17 protein-coding genes are annotated in these 19,664 nt (G+C 59.5%); 6 read left to right on the top strand and 11 right to left on the bottom strand.

Annotation, left to right across the window (positions count from 1 at the left end; all coding sequences use genetic code 11):
• Positions 1-137: 137 nt before the first annotated feature.
• The gene (locus ACTJK5_RS17160) at positions 138-1,343 is read right to left on the bottom strand and encodes an MFS transporter (RefSeq protein ID WP_440612903.1); all 1,206 of its coding nucleotides are present in this window, start codon (positions 1,341-1,343) and stop codon (positions 138-140) included.
• Positions 1,344-1,619: 276 nt separating this feature from the next.
• Between ACTJK5_RS17160 and ACTJK5_RS17165 the strand changes: the two genes are divergently transcribed.
• The gene (locus ACTJK5_RS17165) at positions 1,620-1,988 is read left to right on the top strand and encodes a hypothetical protein (protein ID WP_153312347.1); all 369 of its coding nucleotides are present in this window, start codon (positions 1,620-1,622) and stop codon (positions 1,986-1,988) included.
• A 329-nt stretch (positions 1,989-2,317) separates the two neighbouring features.
• Here ACTJK5_RS17165 and ACTJK5_RS17170 read toward each other — a convergent pair whose 3' ends face one another.
• The 5 genes from ACTJK5_RS17170 to ACTJK5_RS17190 all read right to left on the bottom strand — a co-directional run bounded on the left by ACTJK5_RS17170 (position 2,318) and on the right by ACTJK5_RS17190 (position 8,556).
• Positions 2,318-2,734 (bottom strand): DUF4174 domain-containing protein, encoded by a 417-nt coding sequence (locus ACTJK5_RS17170; protein ID WP_153312348.1) that lies wholly within the window; start codon positions 2,732-2,734, stop codon positions 2,318-2,320.
• A 214-nt stretch (positions 2,735-2,948) separates the two neighbouring features.
• Positions 2,949-4,166, bottom strand: a complete 1,218-nt coding sequence (locus ACTJK5_RS17175) for a PAS domain-containing sensor histidine kinase (protein WP_440612990.1) — start codon at positions 4,164-4,166, stop codon at positions 2,949-2,951.
• Positions 4,166-4,954 carry an alpha/beta fold hydrolase gene (locus ACTJK5_RS17180; RefSeq protein ID WP_274102928.1) on the bottom strand — a complete coding sequence of 263 codons (789 nt, stop codon included), beginning with the start codon at positions 4,952-4,954 and terminating at the stop codon, positions 4,166-4,168. Before ACTJK5_RS17180 ends, ACTJK5_RS17175 begins: the two co-directional genes overlap by 1 nt.
• A 348-nt stretch (positions 4,955-5,302) precedes the next feature.
• Positions 5,303-7,093: an ABC transporter ATP-binding protein gene (locus ACTJK5_RS17185; protein WP_113267336.1), complete on the bottom strand. Its 1,791-nt coding sequence runs from the start codon at positions 7,091-7,093 to the stop codon at positions 5,303-5,305.
• Positions 7,094-7,647: 554 nt separating this feature from the next.
• Positions 7,648-8,556, bottom strand: a complete 909-nt coding sequence (locus ACTJK5_RS17190) for a LysR family transcriptional regulator (protein ID WP_062442130.1) — start codon at positions 8,554-8,556, stop codon at positions 7,648-7,650.
• A 118-nt stretch (positions 8,557-8,674) separates the two neighbouring features.
• Here ACTJK5_RS17190 and ACTJK5_RS17195 point away from each other — a divergent pair, with 118 nt between their 5' ends.
• Together ACTJK5_RS17195 and ACTJK5_RS17200 are read left to right on the top strand one after the other, a co-directional pair.
• On the top strand, positions 8,675-9,430 hold the full coding sequence (locus ACTJK5_RS17195; RefSeq protein WP_153312350.1) for a 3-oxoacyl-ACP reductase family protein: 756 nt from the start codon (positions 8,675-8,677) through the stop codon (positions 9,428-9,430).
• A 67-nt stretch (positions 9,431-9,497) separates the two neighbouring features.
• Positions 9,498-10,334 carry an alpha/beta fold hydrolase gene (locus ACTJK5_RS17200; RefSeq protein WP_194286768.1) on the top strand — a complete coding sequence of 279 codons (837 nt, stop codon included), beginning with the start codon at positions 9,498-9,500 and terminating at the stop codon, positions 10,332-10,334.
• Between the two features lie 73 nt (positions 10,335-10,407).
• Here the strand turns inward: ACTJK5_RS17200 and lpdA are convergent, their stop codons facing one another.
• Genes lpdA through ACTJK5_RS17220 form a run of 4 tightly spaced genes read right to left on the bottom strand, consistent with a single transcriptional unit; the run spans position 10,408 to position 15,432 of the window.
• The gene (gene lpdA, locus ACTJK5_RS17205; RefSeq protein WP_153312352.1) at positions 10,408-11,823 is read right to left on the bottom strand and encodes a dihydrolipoyl dehydrogenase; all 1,416 of its coding nucleotides are present in this window, start codon (positions 11,821-11,823) and stop codon (positions 10,408-10,410) included.
• Positions 11,820-13,124: a dihydrolipoamide acetyltransferase family protein gene (locus ACTJK5_RS17210; protein ID WP_153312353.1), complete on the bottom strand. Its 1,305-nt coding sequence runs from the start codon at positions 13,122-13,124 to the stop codon at positions 11,820-11,822. Before ACTJK5_RS17210 ends, lpdA begins: the two co-directional genes overlap by 4 nt.
• The gene (locus ACTJK5_RS17215; RefSeq protein ID WP_153312354.1) at positions 13,125-14,138 is read right to left on the bottom strand and encodes an alpha-ketoacid dehydrogenase subunit beta; all 1,014 of its coding nucleotides are present in this window, start codon (positions 14,136-14,138) and stop codon (positions 13,125-13,127) included. It lies immediately after the preceding gene.
• A gap of 1 nt (position 14,139) precedes the next feature.
• Positions 14,140-15,432, bottom strand: coding sequence for a thiamine pyrophosphate-dependent dehydrogenase E1 component subunit alpha (locus tag ACTJK5_RS17220; RefSeq protein ID WP_153312355.1), 1,293 nt, complete (start codon positions 15,430-15,432; stop codon positions 14,140-14,142).
• Between the two features lie 128 nt (positions 15,433-15,560).
• On the opposite strand from ACTJK5_RS17220, the gene ACTJK5_RS17225 reads away from it, so the two are divergent.
• Positions 15,561-16,022 carry an Lrp/AsnC family transcriptional regulator gene (locus tag ACTJK5_RS17225; protein WP_062426673.1) on the top strand — a complete coding sequence of 154 codons (462 nt, stop codon included), beginning with the start codon at positions 15,561-15,563 and terminating at the stop codon, positions 16,020-16,022.
• On the opposite strand, the gene ACTJK5_RS17230 is transcribed toward ACTJK5_RS17225, so the two are convergent.
• On the bottom strand, positions 16,019-17,101 hold the full coding sequence (locus ACTJK5_RS17230) for an AraC family transcriptional regulator (RefSeq protein ID WP_236769744.1): 1,083 nt from the start codon (positions 17,099-17,101) through the stop codon (positions 16,019-16,021). The two genes, ACTJK5_RS17225 and ACTJK5_RS17230, sit on opposite strands and share 4 nt — an antisense overlap.
• Positions 17,102-17,194: 93 nt before the next feature.
• Here ACTJK5_RS17230 and ACTJK5_RS17235 point away from each other — a divergent pair, with 93 nt between their 5' ends.
• Positions 17,195-18,883, top strand: coding sequence for an acyl-CoA synthetase (locus tag ACTJK5_RS17235; RefSeq protein ID WP_440612904.1), 1,689 nt, complete (start codon positions 17,195-17,197; stop codon positions 18,881-18,883).
• On the top strand, positions 18,880-19,647 hold the full coding sequence (locus tag ACTJK5_RS17240; RefSeq protein ID WP_153312356.1) for an SDR family NAD(P)-dependent oxidoreductase: 768 nt from the start codon (positions 18,880-18,882) through the stop codon (positions 19,645-19,647). Before ACTJK5_RS17235 ends, ACTJK5_RS17240 begins: the two co-directional genes overlap by 4 nt.
• Positions 19,648-19,664 lie beyond the last annotated feature (17 nt).

Genomic DNA, 19,664 nt, shown 5'->3' on the forward strand with positions numbered 1-19,664 from the left:
TGCGCTTGCTGACACTCAAAAGCGATCGTAGCCATCCCGGCCTCATCCAGCGAGTCTGCTCATCGGACGAGCATCCTTCGCCGGCAAGTATCCTTCCTACAGCCGATAGCGTTTTCAAAATGACCCTCGCTTGCAAATCAAGCGACAGTCGGTCGTCGTTTCTCGAGGATCACAAGGCCGAAGATGCCGGCAAGGGCCATGGCGACACCGAGCCATGCCGTGCCGGAGTAACCGAAAAGATGCGCTCCTGTACCGAAGACGATCGCCGTCAAACCGTTTCCGAGGAAGGAATTGATGGGGTTGAAGGAGGTGCCGAGGCCTGGTCTTCCCGGAAAGAGATCCTGAAAATAGGTGAGCGGCATGGAGAGCAGGGCAGCGGCGCCGGCCGCTGCCGGAATGGTCAGGGCATAGAGTTGCCAGGGAGAGGTCGCCAAAGTCAGCGTGGCCATGAACGCGGCATAGAGCAGGCCGCCTATCGCCAGAATGACGAGGATGTTCAATCGCTTCAGCAGACTGGCCCAGATGAGCATGAAGGGTATCTCAAATAAGGCGATCAGCCCGGCGACGATACCGACATCCCCGGTCTTGCCGCCAAGGTCGGAGATGAGGATCAGCGGCCAGACTGTGCTGGCAAGCCTGATTGTTCCGGTCAGCAGTGCCATGGAAACTGCGCGCGCCAGCATCAACGGCGTGGCAAGCTCGCTGAGCGCAGAGAAGAACCCTGCGCGCGATGTTCCAGCAATCCGATCAGGCGCGGGTCTTGCGGGCAGAAATGCGGACGAGAACGATATGAGAAGGGCACAAAGCGCTGCCACGCCCCAGGCGCCCATCATGCTTGCGGAACTGGCAAACGCAAACCCCACGGCTGCCGGCATCACCACCCAGGCGGCGGATACGAAAGCCCGGACGGTGGCGTTGATCGCGGCGCTGTCCCGGCTTGGAAGCCCGGCCGTTTCGGCGCGAACACTCACAAAAATGAGCGAACTCACCGACTGGAAAAACGGGATAATGATTGCGGTTGCCGCAATGAATATTGGGATCGACGGGAAAAGAAAAATCGCCCCGTAACCGATGGCACCCATCACCGCCATCACCATGATGATTGTCCTCCGGTCACCCATCAGGTCGGAGAGAATTCCCAGCGAAACGCTGATCGTTACCGCACATAACGATGTTACGAAGACCAGAACCGAGTAGGCTTGGTCGCTCATCCCTAGTTCTTGAATTGCTGTAATCGAAAGATAGGGCAGTGTTGAGCCATAGGCGGAGCCTTGAAGGAAAATCATCAAGGTCAGAAGCAGCAATTGCGGATGGGCGCGGATGTGGCGCAAGGAGTGGAGCACGGGATCATTCTCTAAGACCGCGCACTTGCCAATCAACGAAATGCACGGTGGGAAGGGTGTTTCCAAGCTTATGGACATTCCGCCAGCGATAACAAGCCAATTGATTTGATGGCCTCCCAGTCCATCCGCCGGAGCGTCGATATCATTTTCCGATCGAGGTCGCCGGGTCCAGGCGCGGGGGTTTTGTTCCTTCCCATGCAAAAGATATATTTGGGAACACGCTTACCGCCGTGTTGTTGGACCGGGGCAGCAACAATAATGCTTGGAGGAAAGCAGATGAAAAAGATTCTTATGGGAGCGGTCTTCGCTTTGAGTTTTGCATCTTTGGCGATTGCGCAGGGTGCTGGTAGCGGATCTGGTGGCAGCGGAGGCTCGGGCGCCGGCTCCAGTTCGGGCGGCACTGGGACGGGTACAGGTACCGGTACCGGTGCCGGGACTGGCGGTACGTCAGGCGGTGGCTCGGGCTCTGGTGCGTCCGGTTCTGGCACCACCACAGCGCCCGGCACGACGACACCCGGTTCAGGTAACACGAGCGGCGCCAATTCCCAGACGCCGAACGGTGACACCAACAACACCAACTGCCCGGCCGGCACCACCAGCAGCCAGGGTTCGATGAGCGGCAACACGAATTGCCCGGCCAACTAACGTCTGATTGCCCGAGATAAGAGGGGAGCGCGGACGATGCCAGCGCTCCCCTTTTTGCGGACTTCCTGCTAAGGTGAGTGGTCGCGGTCGTCGTCGTGGCGGCGCGCTGCCGAGTTGTAAATCACGCCAAAGCGCAGTGCGTCCTATTGGACGCACAAAGGACGCGTTACCTTTTGAATCGACGCGTCATGCTTTCCGAAAATCGCGTCCGGTTTTCGGGTCGATGTTGCAGGGTTCAGCTGGACCTCATGCCAGATTCGTCGTTGAACGGCAGAGTACGAGGGATGCGTCTCGTGTTGTAGGAGCTTTCAGGAGAGCGTTGCCTGCGGTCAGCCACGTTCCGCCTGCCGCATCGGCATTCGGTCTATGACGTCGAAGAGCTCCACGTCGGGAACGACGGTGTCGCTCCGCAACTTGATGCCCCCGTCTTTTCCAACCAAGATGACCTGAAAGCTGCCTTTCTTGACGTCGGCCTCATCTCGCAATGCTGCCGCATCAGGCTTTGCCACGTTTCCAAAAGCGGTGGACGCCTCGTCATTGGTGACGCTGATCACGACAAGGTCTCGCTCCTCAAGCTCAGGGCGTCGATCGGTGAGGATTTTCACCTGCCGTTCCAGTCGCTGGTCGCCAGCATCTGCGAACACGATGATGACGCGCTTCTTCCAGGTCAGGTCGGATAGGCTGTTCATGGCAAATCCCTGCGATGATACGAGAACGAAGATCAGGGCGACGAGCAATCTTGTCATTGCAAGCTCTCCATTGTTGCGTTCGTAAACGTGGCCGGTGCCGGATAGTTCAACACACCAGACGTCGCGATGGCTCAGGCGACATCGATCGCGGTAAGCCGAGACAGAGATGTCAGCACGAGCCGTGGTGTCGATGGAAGCATGGGATGGGCGTAAGTGTTCATCAGCCTTGAGCGAGAGGCTGTTCTAAATCAATGCCCGAAGGAAAGCCCGATCAACCGTCGTCTTCGGAAGAGGAAGGCGGCATGATAAAGGTGAAGCGCGTCTCACCATTCTGGGATGTCGCCGAGAGTGTGCCACCATGGGCCTTGGCGATCTGCGATGCGATGTGTAATCCCAGTCCCAATCCCTTGTCATTTCGCGTGTCTCCACGAACGAAGGGCTCGAACAATCGCTCCATCCTGTCTGGCGAAATCTCTTTCCCTTTGTTCGTCACAGACAAAGTGAAGGTTCCGTCGTCCGCAAGTCTCGCATCGATGAAGATCGGGTGTTTGGCATCACCATGGCTGATGGCGTTGCCCAGGAGGTTTGACACGAGTTGGCCAAGCCGGGCATGATCGGCATTGACCGGGTGCGGTATCAGCAAGGTCGAAAGAATGTCGCGACCGGGAGCACCGCTGCGCAGTTCTTCAATCACCTGTTCGATTACCGGAGCGATGGGAGACGTTGGATCTCTCATCAGATGGATACCGCCGCCCAGCCGGCCACGGGCAAAATCCAGCACGTTGTCGATCAGTCCCGACATGCGCGACACGCTGCCGGCCATCAGTTGAAGAACGCGCTTGCCGCGTTCGCTGGTAACTTCCGGGGCCAGAACACGTCCGGCAGCTGAGATGGAAGCAAGTGGGTTGCGAAGATCGTGGCCGAGGACGGCAACGAATTGCTCGCGCAGTTCGCCCGTCTCTTGCTCAGCAAGAAGCACGCGTTGCGCTTCACGTTTCTTGCCAACCGCCCGGCGGATGTTGGTGCGCAGCGACGCATTGGTGTTCGCCAACGCTTCCTTTGCGTTTTCAGCAGCCTGCCTGGCTTGCAAAAGGTCTCGTTCGAGCTGACGCCGCTTGACGGAGCGAAAGACCGTGACGAGCGTCACACCTGTCTCGTCGCCGCCAAGCCTGCCCCTTGCACTCACCGTCACGGGGAGCCGCTTGCCACTCTTCGTCTTGAGATCGAAGGCGATCTCTTCACAAAATCCCTGCAAGCGCAGGGTCGGCTCGAAATTCGTCTCGTAGAAGACGTTGCCCGCCACAGTCAGCAAGACCGTCATCCGTTTGCCCAGCAGCTCTTCTTTTTCCTGGCCGATCCACTCCGCGAGCGTCTGGTTGACCCTCGCCATCATGCCTTGGGAGTTCAGCACGACATAGCCGCACGGCGCTCTTTCGAACAGATCGTCGGGATAATCCAAGGCAGGGGCAGGGGGTAGCGACGCGTCGATTACACAAAACCCTTTATGGCGGATATAACGGCCTGCGGCGCGCTGAGGTTCGGGCAGTGCCCCGTGGCATCAAGCATAACGAACTGCGCATGCGGGATTGCGTCCGCGACGTAGCGCCCCACATTCTCTGAGGCGATGATATCGTCACGGCACTGTAAGACAAGCACCTGCGCCGTCACCTTGGGCAAATCCGCCCTGTTGTCGGAGGTAAACGTTACCCGGGCGAAGGTTCGGGCAATCTCAGGGTCCATCCGACAGAAGCTGTCGGCAAGTTCGCTGGCAAGCTCTGGACGGTCGCTATTGCCCATGATTGTGGGCGCCATCGCATTGGACCAGGCAATATGATTTTCAGCAAGCGATGCAAGCAGTTCGTCGATGTCTTCTTGTTCAAAACCGCCGATATAGGATCCGTCGTTGATATAGCGCGGCGAGGGGCCGACCATCACGACGCTGGAGAACATCTCCGGTGCTTTGATGGAGGCCAGTGCTCCAATCATCGCGCTCACGGAGTGACCGACGATGATGGCATCGTTGAAGTCGAGTTCGCGACCGATATCGACAATGTCGTCGGCGTAAGCGTCAATGCTTGAGTATCTCTGGCGATCATAGGACGATAGATCGGAGCCTCCTGCGCCGACATGGTCGAACGTGACGACATTGAAACGGTCCTCGAAAGCCGGCGCGACCAGTCGCCACATCTGCTGGTCGCATCCATAGCCATGAGCAAATATCATTGGCCGCCGTCCGTTGCCCGACTGCTTTACGTTGTTCTTTAAAATAGCTGACACACGGAAACCTCGACTGCTGACCGCGATCAGTCTGCAAAATGGCGACGATCCGTTGGGTGCGAAGCACCATACGACGCGGGAAGAAGCTTGTCGCTTAAATTCTTGACAATGGTCATTCCAGAGTGTCCCGCGCGATCCCAAGTATAGCGCCCAGCGTCTTCACCCCTTCAGCAGTAACTTCACGATTGAAAGCTTGTGCTTCTTTTGAAGCAGTCGCACTCGGGCAAAAGACCAGAGCCGCATTTGCGGAGGCGGCTCCGGGTCCTTTCGTGCATGATCTCAACAAGCTGTGGCCTGTGAAAAGAGCCCACACCGAGCAGGCTTTTTAGAACTGACCACGCACCTCCGTTACATCGCCAGTCCCTTTGTGAGTTCCAGCGCTTGGCGCTCGAAAAGGCGGCGGTAGATGCCGTTCTTCAGGCGGACGAGCGACGTATGGTCGCCTTCCTCGACGATCTTGCCCTTGTCGAACACGAGAAGACGGTCGAGGGCGCGGACAGTGGACAGGCGGTGGGCGATGACGAGCGTTGTGCGGCCCTCCATCAGGCGCTCCATCGCCTGCTGGATCTGCATTTCGCTCTCGCTGTCGAGGCTCGAGGTTGCCTCGTCCAGGATCAACACGGGTGCATCGGCCAGGAAGGCGCGAGCGATGGCGACCCGCTGACGTTCCCCACCTGACAGCTTGACACCGCGCTCGCCCACCATCGTCTCGTAGCCCTTGGGCAGGCTGATGATGAAATCATGCGCGCTTGCCTGTTTTGCCGCGTTGACGATCTCGCGTCGCGATGCGTTCGGTCTGCCATAGGCGATGTTTTCAGCCAGCGTCCGGTGGAAGAGGATCGGCTCTTGCTGGACAATGGCGATCTGGCCGCGCAGGCTCGCCTGCGTCACCTCTGCGATATTCTGCCCGTCGATCCGAATGGCGCCGGAGTTGACGTCGTAGAGCCGCTGGATGAGCTTGACGAAGGTCGTTTTGCCGGAGCCGGAGTGACCGACCAGGCCAACCCGTTCGCCAGGTTTGATCGTGACGGAAAACCTGTCGTAGAGCGGGGTGGGGTGGGCGCCATATTGGAAGGTAACGCGGTCGAAGATAATCTCGCCATTGCCGATCGCGATTGGCTTTGCGCCGGGCCTGTCCTCTATGCCGAGCGGTGTCTTGTCGAGCAAGACCAGTTCTTCCATATCGTTGACCGCACGCTGCAGGTTGCGGATGTCCTGTCCAACCGAACGCAGGTATCCCTGCAGGACGAAGAACATTGCCAGCACGAAGGTGATGTCGCCCGCTGACGCCAGCCCGCGCTGCCACATGATGAGGCCGGTGCCGAGGATGCCCGCCTGCATCGAAACCATCATAAATCCCTGGATGGTGCCGTTGACGGTGCCGCGGCGCCATGTGCGCCGGGTGCGACTGTCCCATTTGGCCAGAACATGGCTCAGCCGCGTTTCCTCGCGATCTTCCGCACCGAAGGCTTTGACCACGGAGTTGCAACTGATGGCATCGGCAAGCGCCCCACCGAGCTTGGTATCCCAGGCATTGGCGAGCTTGGCGGCAGGCGACACGTAGCCCATTGAAAGTACGACTGTCACGCCGATATAGATCACCGACCCTGCTGCCACAATCAGCCCCATGACGGGCCAGTAGCTGCCAAGCACGATGCTGGCGCCAATAAGCATGACGATCGATGGAAGCAGTGCGATGAGCAATACATCGTTCAGTGAATCGAGCGCCCACATGCCACGCGTGATCTTGCGCACCGTCGAGCCGGCGAAGCTATTGGCATGCCAGTCGGTGGAAAAGCGCTGCACCCTGTGAAAGCCGCTATTGGCCACATCGACCATAATGCGCAGCGTCAGCCGGATGATGCCATTATAGATGAACCAGCGCAGCACGACGCTGGTCAGACCGAGAGCAGTGACGATGACGAAGGCGCGAAGAGCGCCGTTCGCCGCATTGCCACCGGCGATGGCATCGACGATCCGGCCGGAGAATACCGGGACGAGAACCTCTGCCAGTGTGCTGGCAACAACCAGGACAATGATGCCCCCGACCAGGGCAGGACGGTGCGTCCATTGACGAAATACAAAGCCGAGCACGTTGCGATACGCATCGGCGCGGAAGTCGAGCTTCTTGCGAGCCATTGAAACAGTCCGGCCATCAGATGAAGCCGGCTCCATGAAAGAAAGTTGAAAGATGAAGCCGGAACACGACACGACATAGTCCCGGCAGATCGGTGGCGTTGTAAAGGGCTTGTTGAAGCCGCCTGCCGCGTACCCTTAAGCGGGCCGCGAATTGAAATGACCTAACGTCGGATCATTCCGCACGGGAAGGTTTCGATGGATGTATATGTCATGCAACGCCTCCCTTTTTCGATCTGCAGCGGTGTCGATTTTGTAGCGGAGAAATCTTCCGCTGCCAACCGCCCTCGTGACAGTTTGCGGATGATGATGCTCAGAGGACACAATCGATAGCTGCAAACAGCAGACTTAGTCGATGATTATGGTGCGCTTCGATCGCCATGTGCGACGCCCGCAACCAGTATGACGGTTCTTTACATTTTTCTCTCTAGGCGTTTTGCCGGTCACGCTGAGGTAACGTTGGGTGTGATGAAGACGATGTCAGGATTTGCCACACGCTTGCGAGTGGTCAACCCACTCCCACGATCGGATCGCTTTGTCTTTCGAGGCTCCACCGCTTACCCCGAAAAGGCACGTCGCGAGCCATCATTGTTCGTCATGCATTCGGCACGGATAAGGTCCGCCACCTTCTGGACCCGATCGACCCGATCCTGCCGCTTGGTGACATGCAGGAATGTCAGGTCGCGCGCGATGGCCCTTGTGCCGGGCAGATCGCAGCGGACGAGTTCACCGGTTTCCAACTGCGGCGCGAGGACGCGGAGCGACTCCAGTGCGATGCCGAAGCCGGAGAGGGCCGCCGGTATAATCTGAGAGGCGCGGTTGAATCTCAGCCAGTTCACCTTGGCCGCCGCGATGCCATTGAGTTCAAGCCAGTCGTTCCATGTGACAGCGTTTGTCTCGTTGACGATCAATGCGCAGTCGGCCAGATCGCTGGCGCTTTGCAGGCGTGCCTTGAGGCTTGGAGCGCAAACAGGGGTGAAGACATCCGGCCCTAATGACTCCAGATCGTGGATTTTAGATGCTGGCTCTCCATAGAGGATGGCGACGTCGAAATCTCGGTAACGTTTGAAGTCCGGTGCCTCGTCCGCCACGATCCTGATGTCGCGGATTTTCTCGGCCAGAAGCGATTGTACGACGACAGGGAGAAGTTGGCTTGCCAGTCCCGGCGGGCTAGAGATCGAAATGGGCATATCCCGCGCGTCGGTAAGTGACTGCAATCCAAGACGCATTTCATCGAAACCCTTCACCACATGCTTCAGCAGGTTTTCGCCTTCCACAGTCAGTTGCAGCCCGTTTCCGACGCGCCGAAACAGTGGACAAGCCAGGCGCTCTTCAAGTTTTCGAACCGCTTGGCTGACCGCGCTTGTCGACAGGGCGAGATGTTCAGCGGCAACTCTGAACGAGCATGTCTGGCCCGCCTCAGCGAAAATTTCGAGGGCGCTCAAGGGAACGCTGAGACGTGTCATTGTGAAGCTCCGCTTAACGGCCGAGAAACCAGAAGTCGTTTGCCCGCCGTTCGTCTCAATCCTAATCATTGTCTCGAGGAGACTGGGGCCTGGCGATGGTATCGCTGCCGGAGGAAGCATGCAACGAGAACTGAATGGACGGGTGGCACTGATAACCGGTGCTGCACGGGGCATAGGCTTTGCCATTGCTGAGAGGCTTGCGGGGCAGGGTGCCCATGTCATCATTTCGGACATCGACCTTGCCGCCGGTGAGCATGGTGTCGCACGCATTATCGAAAATGGCGGTTCGTCGAGCTTCGCTGCGGTCGATCTCGGTCAGCCAAGCGATGTCCTACGCTTGGCCGAAGAAGTGAGGCATGAGCACGCACGCATCGACATTCTGGTGAACAATGCCGGCGTCGTGTCGACGGGTCCGGTCGCGACCGTAGAGCTTGAGGAATTCCAGCGGCTAATGACCATCGATCTCACGGCGGTCTTTTTGCTGACGAAGGCTTTTTTACCGTACATGACCGCATCCGGTTGGGGCCGCATCATCAACATTGCGTCCATCGCTGGCCAACGGGGCGGCGGCATGTTCGGCAATAGCTGCTATGCCGCGGCAAAGGGAGGTGTCATCGCCTTCAGCAAGGGGATCGCCCGGGAGGCCGGCCGCTCCGGCGTGACCTGCAACACCATCTGTCCCGGTCTCACCGATACTGCGCTAACCTCGACGCTGACCGATGCGCAGAGAGAGCAGATCATCTCGACGATACCCGTCGGAAGACCTGGCGAGCCACACGACATTGCGGGAGCGGTTGGCTTCTTGGCCTCGGATGATGCGAGCTTCATTACCGGCGTCACATTGAATGTGGATGGGGGCTTCATGCGCTATTGAAAAAGTGGATCACCAACAGGCGGGTCGGGGAGGCCGGCCAAGAAGAACAACAGGGGGAGGAGCAGACATGCAGAAGAATTTCACGACAAGCGACGGCGCCGTCCTGGCCTATACGGATGTGGGTCAAGGGCCAGCGCTTGTCTTGCTGCCGGGCTGGTCGCAATCGGCCGCCATGTTTCGGCACCAGATCGAGCACTTCTCGGCAACACACCGCGTGGTCGCGGTGGATTTTCGTGGCCATGGGAGGTCGCCGGATGCCGCACGCGGCTTTCGTATCTTCCGCTTCGCAGCGGATATCATGGAACTGATGAAACACGAGAAGATCGAAAACGCCACGATGCTTGGCTGGTCGATGGGTGCCTCTGTCCTCTGGGCGATGATCGATATCTTCGGTACGTCCTTCATCGACAAGCTGATCCTCATTGACGAGCCAGCAACGGTTATGCGGCAGGCCGGCATGAGCGAGGAGGATATCTTGAATGCCGGCGCCCTATTCGACGCAGCCACGATGGTCGCCATCGCAGAGCAGATCAAGGGTGCTGAAGGTGCCGCGGCGCGCGGCGCCTTCCTGGACGGCATGATCACCAAGGGCATCCCGGAGGATCTGAAGGCCTGGCTGCTGCGGGAGAACCTTCGCGTCAACGCCGTTCATATCGCAGATCTTTTCGTCGACCATTGTTCGATCGACTGGAGCGACATTTTCGCTCGCATCGACCGGCCGACGCTGGTGATTGGCGGGCGCGTCAGCCACGTCAATCCCCACTCGCAGGAATGGATTCACGCGCAGATCAAAGGGTCTCGACTTGTGATCTTCGAAGAAACGGACGGGGGAGCCCATTTTTCCTTCATCGAGGCACCGGCACGGTTCAACGAGGTTCTAGCCGGCTTTCTTGCGGAGCAATAGGCGCATCGCCTGTTAGACGATCGAGAGCGGGCTCTCAGCTTCGCCGACATCAGGTGCGGGATAGGAAACCATCTCACACCGATTGTCCCACAATGCTTGGGCCACTACTCTCTGAGATGTGCAGCGCCATGCCCAACCCCTTCAGCGCCGCCTCCTGTACCGCTTCCGACTGGGTCGGATGGGCCTGGATGGTCGCGGCAATATCGGTGAGTGTCGCGCCCATTTCGAGCGCCAACGCAAACTGTCCGGCCATTTCCGAGACGCCAGCCCCAACTGCCTGAATCCCCAGAACCACTCCGCTTTCCCGGGTGAAAACGATGCGGACGAAGCCATCATCCCGGTCCCGCGTCATTGCGCGGCCATTGCCCGCGAAGGGAAAGACTGCGACACCTGCATTGCCTGCCTGCGTGGGCAACTGACCGACGACGACGATCTCCGGATCGGTAAAGCAAACAGCCGGCATGGCACGCTTGTCCCAGACGACCGGTTCTCCTGCAATGACGCGCGCCACAAGATCTCCCTGCGCCATCGCTCGATGTGCGAGCATCGGTTCGCCAGTGACATCGCCAACCGCATAAACGCCGCGCATCGAGGTGCGGCAGTGTCCGTCGATCGCGAGATATCGTCCGTTGCGGTCGAGCCCGAGCGATTCCAGCCCGAAGCCGTCGATGTTCGGTACGCGACCGACCGTGACGAGAACCTTGTCTGCAGCAATGAGCTCGCGCGTCTCTCCCATCATCACTTCAAGCTGCCCGTCGGCGTAGTTTTGTGCGCGTGCCTCGGTGAGAACTTGGACATTGAGCGCAGCCAGCCGCCTGGCGACAGGCTTGATGAGATCGCCGTCATAAAGCGGCAGAAGTTGCGGGGCCGCCTCGACAATCGTCACCTGCGCGCCAAGCTTCGCCATGGCAGTGCCGATTTCCAGCCCGATATAGCCGCCACCCACCACGCAAAGGCGCTTCGGTACCGTTTCGAGCGCCAGCACCTCGGTCGAGGACAGGATGTCGCCGCCGAAGGGCAGAGTGGGTATGGTCTGGGCGCGCGCGCCTGTAGCGATCACGAGGTTTTCGCAGCGGAGCGTTTCGACCGTGCCGTCCGTTGCCGTCACCTCGACGGTCTTGCCGTCCATGATCTGGGCGCGTCCCTGCAAGACATTGACCCTCGCCTTGCGCAGGAGTGTCGCAACGCCGCCCGTGAGGCGCGAAACGATCCCGTCCTTCCACGCGACCGCGCGGGCGAGATCTATCTGAGGCGCGGCGGAAGTGATACCGAACGGGTTGTCGACTGCCAGCGCGCATGCGTCGGAAAACACCTCAGCGGTGTGGATGAGTGCCTTGGAGGGAACGCACCCGACATTCAGGCATGTACCGCCAACCGCACCTTCCTCGACGAGAACCGTATCGAGACCCAGTTGACCGGCGCGGATGGCTGCAACATAGCCGCCGGGCCCGCCGCCAATGATGAGCACCTTGCAGGCTCTCGCTGTCATGCCTCATCCTCCATGAAGATCAGCGCCGGCGTCTGCAGCAAGGCACGAAGCCGCTGGATGAAAGTTGCGGCATTCCAGCCATCGATGACCCGGTGGTCGAAGCTTGCCGAAATGTTCATCATCCGCCGAGGCACGAATTGCGTGCCGTCCCACATCGGCCTGACCGCCATTCTGTTGACCCCGAGGATTGCCACTTCGGGATGGTTGATGATCGGCGTCGTGGCGAGGGCGCCGAGCGGCCCCAGAGAGGTGATCGTGAAGGTGGAGCCGGACAGCTCCTCGCGCGTCGCCTTTCCCTGGCGCGCAGCGTCTGCCAGTCGGGCGATTTCACCTGCTGCGCCGAAAAGGCCATATGTTTCTGCGTTGCGCAGCACCGGCACGACAAGCCCGTTCGGCGTCATCGTCGCAATGCCGAGGTGAATGGCGTTGTGTCGTTCGATGATGCCTTCATCGTCGAGAAAATGCGCATTCATCTCCGGGTGATCGATGAAGGCGCGCTTCAACGCCGCGGCCAGGAAGGGAAGCAGGGTCAGCTTCGGTCGCTCGCCCCGCTCATCGTTCATCGTTGCGCGCAGATCCTCCAGCGCACTGACATCAACCTCTTCGATCACGGTAATATGGGGAATGCGGGCATTGGCCAAAGCCATGCGGTCGGCGATCTTGCGCCGAAGACCGATCACGGGAATGCGCTCCGTGCCCTCCTTCCGCTGCCGCGTGGAAGCAGAGGATGGCGGCGTTGAGCGTGCGGCAAAGACGGCATCGAGGTCGGCATCCGTGATCCGGCCCGCAGGGCCGCTGCCCGGCACTGTCCGCAGATCGATGCCGGCGCGGCGGGCTCGATCGCGCACCGCGGGCGAGGCGAGTGGGGCGTCGCCTTCCGGGCGTGGGGCGCTTGGCATTGCGGCCGAAGTTTTTTGGGCGGTAGGCGGTTCGGCTTTCGCGGGCTTTAAGATGTCCGGCGTGGGTTCCTGCTTGGGCTCTACGCGGCTCGGCTCCGAGGCGGTTTCGACGCTCTCTCCGGCATGTGCGGCGTTCCTGACTTCGGGCTCAACACCCGTGCCCGCGTGTTCTATCCGGCAAAGAACGCCGCCCACTGCCAAGGTTTCGCCAACTGCTCCGCCGAGATCGACAACCGTTCCGGCAAAGAGGCTGGGAATTTCCACCGTTGCCTTGTCCGTCATCACGTCGGCGAGGAGATCGTCCTCACGGACGAGGTCGCCTGGCTTGACGTGCCAAACGACGATTTCGACTTCCGCGACGCCCTCGCCAACATCCGGCACCTTGATGCTGCTGATCGTCATCTATGCCTCCATGACCTGTTTCAACGCGCGCGCGATCCGCTCAGGACCGGGAAAATAATCCCATTCCAGCGCATGCGGATAAGGTGCATCCCAGCCGGCGACGCGCAGCACAGGCGCGCGCAGGTGCCAGAAGCAGGCCTCCTGAACTTCGGCGATCAGTTCTGCGCCAAAGCCGCTGGTCCGGGTCGCTTCGTGGATGACGACGCAGCGGCCGGTCTTTTCGACGGATGCACGCACGGTGGCGAGATCGAGTGGCAGAAGCGTGCGCAGGTCGATGATTTCCGCATCGATGCCGGTCTGATCGACGGTGGCTTGCGCCACATGGACCATGGTTCCATAGGCCAGCACGGTGACATCCGAACCGTGCCTGCAAATAGCGGCCTTGCCGAGGGGAACGCTGTAGTGATCTTCCGGCACTTCGCCCGCCGGATGCGCCGCCCAAGATATCGACTTGGCATGCGGATCACCGGAAAAGGGGCCGTTATAAATGCGCTTCGGTTCCAGGAAAATCACCGGATCCGGGTCTTCGATGGCTGCGATCAAAAGGCCCTTGGCGTCGTAGGGATTTGAGGGGATGACGACTTTGAGTCCTGCCACGTGGGTGAACAGGGCTTCCGGACTTTGGCTATGAGTCTGGCCACCGAAAATACCGCCGCCTGTCGGCATCCGCACCACGAGCGGACAGGTGAATTGCCCGTTTGAGCGGTGTCTCAGGCGTGCGGCCTCCTGCGTGATCTGGTCGTAGGCCGGATACATGTAGTCGGCGAACTGGATTTCGACGCAGGGGCGAATTCCCTGTGCCGCCATGCCCACCGCAAGACCGACAATGGCACTTTCGTTGATCGGCGTATCGAACACGCGCTCTTCGCCGTAACGAGCCTGAAGCCCGGAGGTGCAGCGAAACACGCCACCGAAATAGCCGACATCCTCGCCGAACAGGATGACGGAGGGATCGTCGGCCAATTTCACATCCATGGCGCTCCTCAGCGCCTCGATCATCGTCATGCGGGCCATGTCAGTACCCCATTTCTTGGCGCTGTCGTCGCAGGTGCTCCGGCATGTCCGCGTAGACGTTCAGGAAAATCTCGGACGGGGAAATTGGCTGCGGATCGACGAATGTGCCGTGCGCCTCGACAGCCTTTTGGACGGCAATCACCTCATCCAGGATTTCGGCTTCCGCCTGCACATGACGCTCCTCCGACCAGTCGCCGCGCGATATCAGATACGTCTTCAGGCGGTCGACGGGGTCTCCGAGAGGCCAGGCGCGCGCCTCGTCGCGGGGGCGGTAGGCGCTCGGATCATCGGAAGTCGAATGGGCCCCCACGCGGTAGGTGAACCACTCGATGAGGACCGGTCCATGTCCCTGGCGCGCTCGTTCGATTGCCCAACGCGAGACCGCCATCACCGCCAGGTAATCGTTGCCATCGACGCGAAGTGCTGGAATGCCGTAACCCAGTGCGCGGGCGGCATATGTCTCGCTTTTGCCGGCAGCCACGCCGGTGAAGGTGGAGATTGCCCATTGGTTATTGACGACATTGAGGACGACGGGCGGTAGATAGACAGAGGCCGTGAGCAGCGCGCTGTGAAAGTCGTTGGAAGCGGTAGCGCCATCGCCAATCCACGCCGCGGCGATCTTGCCCGTTCCGGTCAGCGCTGCGGCCATAGCCCAACCGACGGCTTGAACATATTGCGTGCCAAGATTGCCTGAGATCGAGAAGAAGCCATAATCCTTGGCCGAGTGCATGACCGGCAATTGCCGACCTTTCAGCGGATCCAGGGGATTGGAATAAAGCTGGCCCATCAGTTGCTCCAGCGGGTACTCCGCCGCGACAAGAAGCGTCTGCTGGCGATAGGTCGGAAAATTCATGTCGCCTTGGGAAAGCGCTCGCTGGAAGCAGCATCCGATAGCTTCCTCGCCAGTGCATTGCACATAGAATGACGTCTTACCCTGTCGTTGCGCGTTGAGCATCCGCTTGTCGATTGCGCGCATCTTGAGCATGTCGCGCAAACCCTGCCGCAGCCTGTCGGCAGAAACCTCGCCAAGATAGTCGGCCCATGGGCCAACAGGCGTGTGGTTCTCGTCAAGGATACGGATCATGCCGACAGCTAGGTCGCGACACCCCTTGGCATCGATGTCGAGCGGCGGCACCGGCAAGATGCCCGCCGGCGGAACGACGATCGCCGAAAAATCCGCAGGCTGGTCTGGTCGTGCAGGTGGATGCGGGAACTGAAGCCGGCTGCGCCTGGCTGTGTCCTGAGCAGGCACAGCGGGATGTTCGCCGTCAGTTGTCGTCGAGATGTCAGGCATGGCCGTTTCCTCCCTAAGCCATTGTTCAAGCCTAACGGGGATTCATGAGATGGCGTTTGCTTTCTGGCTGCGCTTCGGTTTCACTATTGGCTGAATTAGCTAAGTGTTTTGGTTTTTGAGGATTTTTCATGCCAAAAATCGATGAAACAGATTTGAGAATCCTGCGGGCGATCCAGGTGGACGGCAATCTCACGGTCACGGAAGTCGCCGAACGCGCGGGCCTTTCCCAGTCTCCGTGCTCAAGGCGGATTGCGGCGCTGGAAGAGGCCGGCGTCATCAAGGGTAAGAGGACGATCCTCGATCCTAAAAGTCTGGGCTTCGATACGCTCGTGATCGTAAGGATCAAACTACAGGCGCATGAACCGCAAGCGCTGGAGGCGTTCAAGCGGGCAGTGCGCGCCATCCCGGAGATTCAAATCGCGCTCCTTGTCTTGGGAGACTTCGACTTTCTGCTGCGGGTGGTGGTGCGCGACATCGAGCATTATCAGCATTTGATGCAGAGCAAGCTCGTCAGTCTGCCCGGTGTCAGGGAGATGCAGAGTTCTGTGATCATCGAGGTGGTGAAGAACGAAGACGTCCTTCCCATCTAGTCATCGACTGTCGTGCGCCCGTCTTGGCTGACCTCGTCGTTGGCGCCTTCCAATGCAGATTTTCGAAAAGCAGCGGGCGTCATCCCGGACCACTTTATAAAGGCGCGGTGGAAGGCGCTCGGTTCTGCATAGCCCAGCCGAGCTGCAGTCTCAGCCACACTCAAGGTCTGAAGACCCATCAGATCGCGCGCACGCTTGTAACGAATATCGTCACGAATGGCGAGGAAGCTTTGCCCCTCGCTTTTCAGCCTTCGTCGCAAAGTTACGGGTGACAGCTTCATCTCGTGAGCGAAGGTATCGAAGTCGGGCCAGTCCTCGGTACTCGACATTTCAAAGCGTGTCCGCAATCTCGTGGCCAGACCCTGATCGTGACGATATCGCAGCAGGATATTGGCAGGCGCCCCGCGCAAGAAGCTCCTCAGCGACTTTTCATCCCGGATCGTCGGCAGCGCAAGGTAGCTTGCATTGAAGACGAGCCGTGTCACCGACGTGTCAAAATGCACCGGCGCGCCGAAGAACTGGAGATAGTCACGACGGTTCACTGGGGCAGCGCAGGCGAAATCCACACGCCGTAGCGGGATCCGTCGCCCGATCAGCCAGCACAAAACACCGAGCAGGATAAGCCAGTAGGTTCGATAGGCGAATGCCGGACGTGGTGCATCAGCGCTCACAACAACGATTTCCGCTTGCCCATCCTGGTAGCTAAGTTCACCGGTCGGGTGATCAAGCACGATGTTGAGAAACATCAGCGCGCGCTTGAGAGCATGCTCCAGCGTCCCCGCATGCAAAACAGCATGACATAGGAGCTTGAAGCTGCCAGGCCGCATGGGCCGAGCGCCCAGGCCGAAAAACTCGTCCTGACACAGAGCCGCGACCTCCAGCCACAGCGTGCCATATTGCTCATTCGACACATCGCCGGCGTGGTCGAGTGAGATATTAGCCCGCGCCAGGGCGGGGGAGGGGTCGATGTTTCGCTGCCGCAAGCAGTCGAGGGCATCTTCGACGAAGCCTGACGAGATCATGCGGCGCTCAAGCATTGACATGCCACCATTGTATTTTCGATCATTCATGATGTTCATGACTGCCATTGTTTGCAAGTCTCGATTTGCTAGATTTTTCCTTTACCCGGAGGAGACGCTTCATGCGGCGGGTCGATAAAGGAGGAGGATGCCGTGCTGCAGTCACATGGCGATAAGACGAAGCGCAGCTATGCTGCCGAGACATCGGAGTTTCAGCTAAGCGAGGCCACCGGGCGATTAGCCGGGGATATCGAGACTGCCATCAACGCCTGCGTGGAGTGCTGTGACAGGCATGTTGGCAGCGACAGGATCGCGCTTCGCTGCGTCTCGACCAAGGGTGTGGTCAGCGAATATACTTTCGAGCAATTGCGCGATATGTCGGCGCGCGCAGCGAATTTCTTCGTTTCCCAAGGGCTGAGAAAAGGAGATGTGCTCGCCGGCATGCTGCCGCGCACCGTCGACTTGATCGTGGTTATCCTTGGCGCATGGCGTATGGGTGCCGTCTACCAGCCGCTCTTTACGGCCTTCGGACCGAAGGCGATCGAACACCGTTTGAAGATGAGCAATGCCCGGCTGGTGGTGACCAATCCGGCCAACGCTTCGAAGTTTTCCGAGATAACGAACCATCCTCTTCTCGCAATCGTGCGGGATAAAGAGGAGCCGAGTATAGACGGCACGATTGATTTTCGGGGTGCGCTGGCAGCCTGCAGTTCCACTTTCGATCCTGTGATCGGACGTGGCGACGATCTTTTCATGATGATGTCGACGTCCGGCACGACGGGGCTTCCCAAGGGCGTTCCTGTTTCGATGCGCGCCCTTGCCTCCTTCTCCGCCTATATGCGCTACGCCATCGATCTGCGCGAGGACGATGTCTTCTGGAATATCGCCGATCCAGGCTGGGCCTACGGCATGTATTATGCCGTTGCCGGGCCGTTGATGTTGGGGTGCGCGACGATATTGTACGAGGGCGGTTTTACCGCAGAGAGCACCTACAGCATCATCAACCGGCTCGGAGTGACAAGCCTCGCGGGATCGCCAACCGCCTTCCGTCTCCTCATCGCGGCGGGCGAGGAAGCCGCAACGGTTGCGAGAGGGCAGTTGCGCGTGGTCAGCAGCGCTGGCGAACCCTTGAACCCGGAGATCATCCGCTGGTTTGAGACACACTTGGCGGCACCCATTTACGATCATTACGGGCAGACCGAGACGGGAATGGTGGTCAACAATCACCACGGGCTGGACCATGGCGTACGCCCCGGTTCAGCGGGTTTCGCCATGCCGGGCTATCGCGTTGCCGTGCTCGACGATGAGGGTCGTGAACTCGGTCCCAATCAACCGGGCGTGCTTGCGGTGGACATCGCCAATTCTCCGTTGATGTGGTTCAAGGGTTATTTCCAACAGGACACACCGGCTATCTCCGGTGGCTTCTATCGAACAGGCGATACGGTGGAAGCGGAAGCCGACGGCTCCATCAGCTTCATCGGCCGTGAAGACGATCTGATAACCTCGTCCGGGTACCGCATCGGGCCTTTCGATGTCGAAAGCGCCTTGATCGAGCATAGTGCCGTGGTCGAGGCAGCGGTGATTGGGGTGCCCGATCCAGAGCGGACGGAAATCGTCAAAGCGTTCGTCGTGCTCGGCAAAAATGTAGAGGCGACGCCCGAGCTTGCCGAGGAACTGGCGCAGTACGTCAAGAGGCGATTGTCTGCCCACGCTTATCCGCGCCAGGTGGATTTCGTCTCTGAACTGCCCAAGACGCCAAGCGGCAAGATCCAGCGGTTCTTGCTCCGCAGGGCGGAGATCGAAAAAATCAATGCACATCAAAAGCAGGATCATTCGGCATGAAGCTTGAAAACAGCGTTTTCCTGATCAGCGGGGCTGGCTCCGGGCTCGGCGCTGCCGTCGCTGCAATGGCGGTAGAGGCAGGCGCGCGCGCGGTACTGCTGGATGTTAACGCCGACCGCGGGGAAGCGCTGGCGGCTCAGTTGGGTGATGTCACCCGTTTCGTTCTCACCGACGTGGCTAACCCCCAGGAGGGTGAGAGGGCAGTCAGCACGGCTATCGACGCGTTCGGCCACATCGATGTTCTCGTCAATTGCGCGGGCGTTGCGCCCGGTGAGAAGATCATCGGTCGCGAAGGGCCACACAGCCTGGAGAGCTTTGCCAGAACGGTCACGATCAACCTTGTCGGTACGTTCAACATGCTGCGGCTTGCAGCCGATGCCATGGCCAAGCAACAGCCCGGTCAAACCGGTGAGCGTGGCGTCATCGTCAACACAGCCTCGGTTGCGGCCTTCGAGGGGCAGATCGGGCAGGCGGGATACGCGGCGTCCAAGGGCGGCGTGGCAGCGCTGACATTGCCTGCAGCTCGAGAACTGGCTCGTCATGCAATCAGGGTCATGGCCATTGCACCTGGGATATTCGAGACGCCGATGATGGCTGGCATGCCGCAAGACGTTCAGGATGCTCTCGGCGCTTCCGTTCCCTTTCCGCCACGGCTTGGGCGACCTTCGGAATATGCGGCACTAGTGCGCCACATTGTTGAAAACCCGATGCTGAACGGGGAAGTCATCCGTCTCGATGGCGCGCTGAGAATGCCGCCGCGGTGACGCAAAATCATCAGGAG

The sequence above is a fragment of the Agrobacterium sp. 22094 genome (assembly GCF_052046015.1).
Lineage (GTDB): Bacteria > Pseudomonadota > Alphaproteobacteria > Rhizobiales > Rhizobiaceae > Agrobacterium > Agrobacterium cavarae.

Excerpts from the sequence above, each read along its gene's own strand:
- ACTJK5_RS17165 (WP_153312347.1), top strand. The coding sequence starts at position 1,620 with ATGAAAAAGATTCTTATGGGAGCGGTCTTCGCTTTGAGTTTTGCATCT.
- ACTJK5_RS17170 (WP_153312348.1), bottom strand. The coding sequence starts at position 2,734 with ATGACAAGATTGCTCGTCGCCCTGATCTTCGTTCTCGTATCATCGCAG.
- ACTJK5_RS17185 (WP_113267336.1), bottom strand. The coding sequence starts at position 7,093 with ATGGCTCGCAAGAAGCTCGACTTCCGCGCCGATGCGTATCGCAACGTG.
- ACTJK5_RS17190 (WP_062442130.1), bottom strand. The coding sequence starts at position 8,556 with ATGACACGTCTCAGCGTTCCCTTGAGCGCCCTCGAAATTTTCGCTGAG.
- ACTJK5_RS17195 (WP_153312350.1), top strand. The coding sequence starts at position 8,675 with ATGCAACGAGAACTGAATGGACGGGTGGCACTGATAACCGGTGCTGCA.
- ACTJK5_RS17200 (WP_194286768.1), top strand. The coding sequence starts at position 9,498 with ATGCAGAAGAATTTCACGACAAGCGACGGCGCCGTCCTGGCCTATACG.
- lpdA (WP_153312352.1), bottom strand. The coding sequence starts at position 11,823 with ATGACAGCGAGAGCCTGCAAGGTGCTCATCATTGGCGGCGGGCCCGGC.
- ACTJK5_RS17210 (WP_153312353.1), bottom strand. The coding sequence starts at position 13,124 with ATGACGATCAGCAGCATCAAGGTGCCGGATGTTGGCGAGGGCGTCGCG.
- ACTJK5_RS17215 (WP_153312354.1), bottom strand. The coding sequence starts at position 14,138 with ATGGCCCGCATGACGATGATCGAGGCGCTGAGGAGCGCCATGGATGTG.
- ACTJK5_RS17220 (WP_153312355.1), bottom strand. The coding sequence starts at position 15,432 with ATGCCTGACATCTCGACGACAACTGACGGCGAACATCCCGCTGTGCCT.
- ACTJK5_RS17225 (WP_062426673.1), top strand. The coding sequence starts at position 15,561 with ATGCCAAAAATCGATGAAACAGATTTGAGAATCCTGCGGGCGATCCAG.
- ACTJK5_RS17230 (WP_236769744.1), bottom strand. The coding sequence starts at position 17,101 with ATGAACATCATGAATGATCGAAAATACAATGGTGGCATGTCAATGCTT.
- ACTJK5_RS17240 (WP_153312356.1), top strand. The coding sequence starts at position 18,880 with ATGAAGCTTGAAAACAGCGTTTTCCTGATCAGCGGGGCTGGCTCCGGG.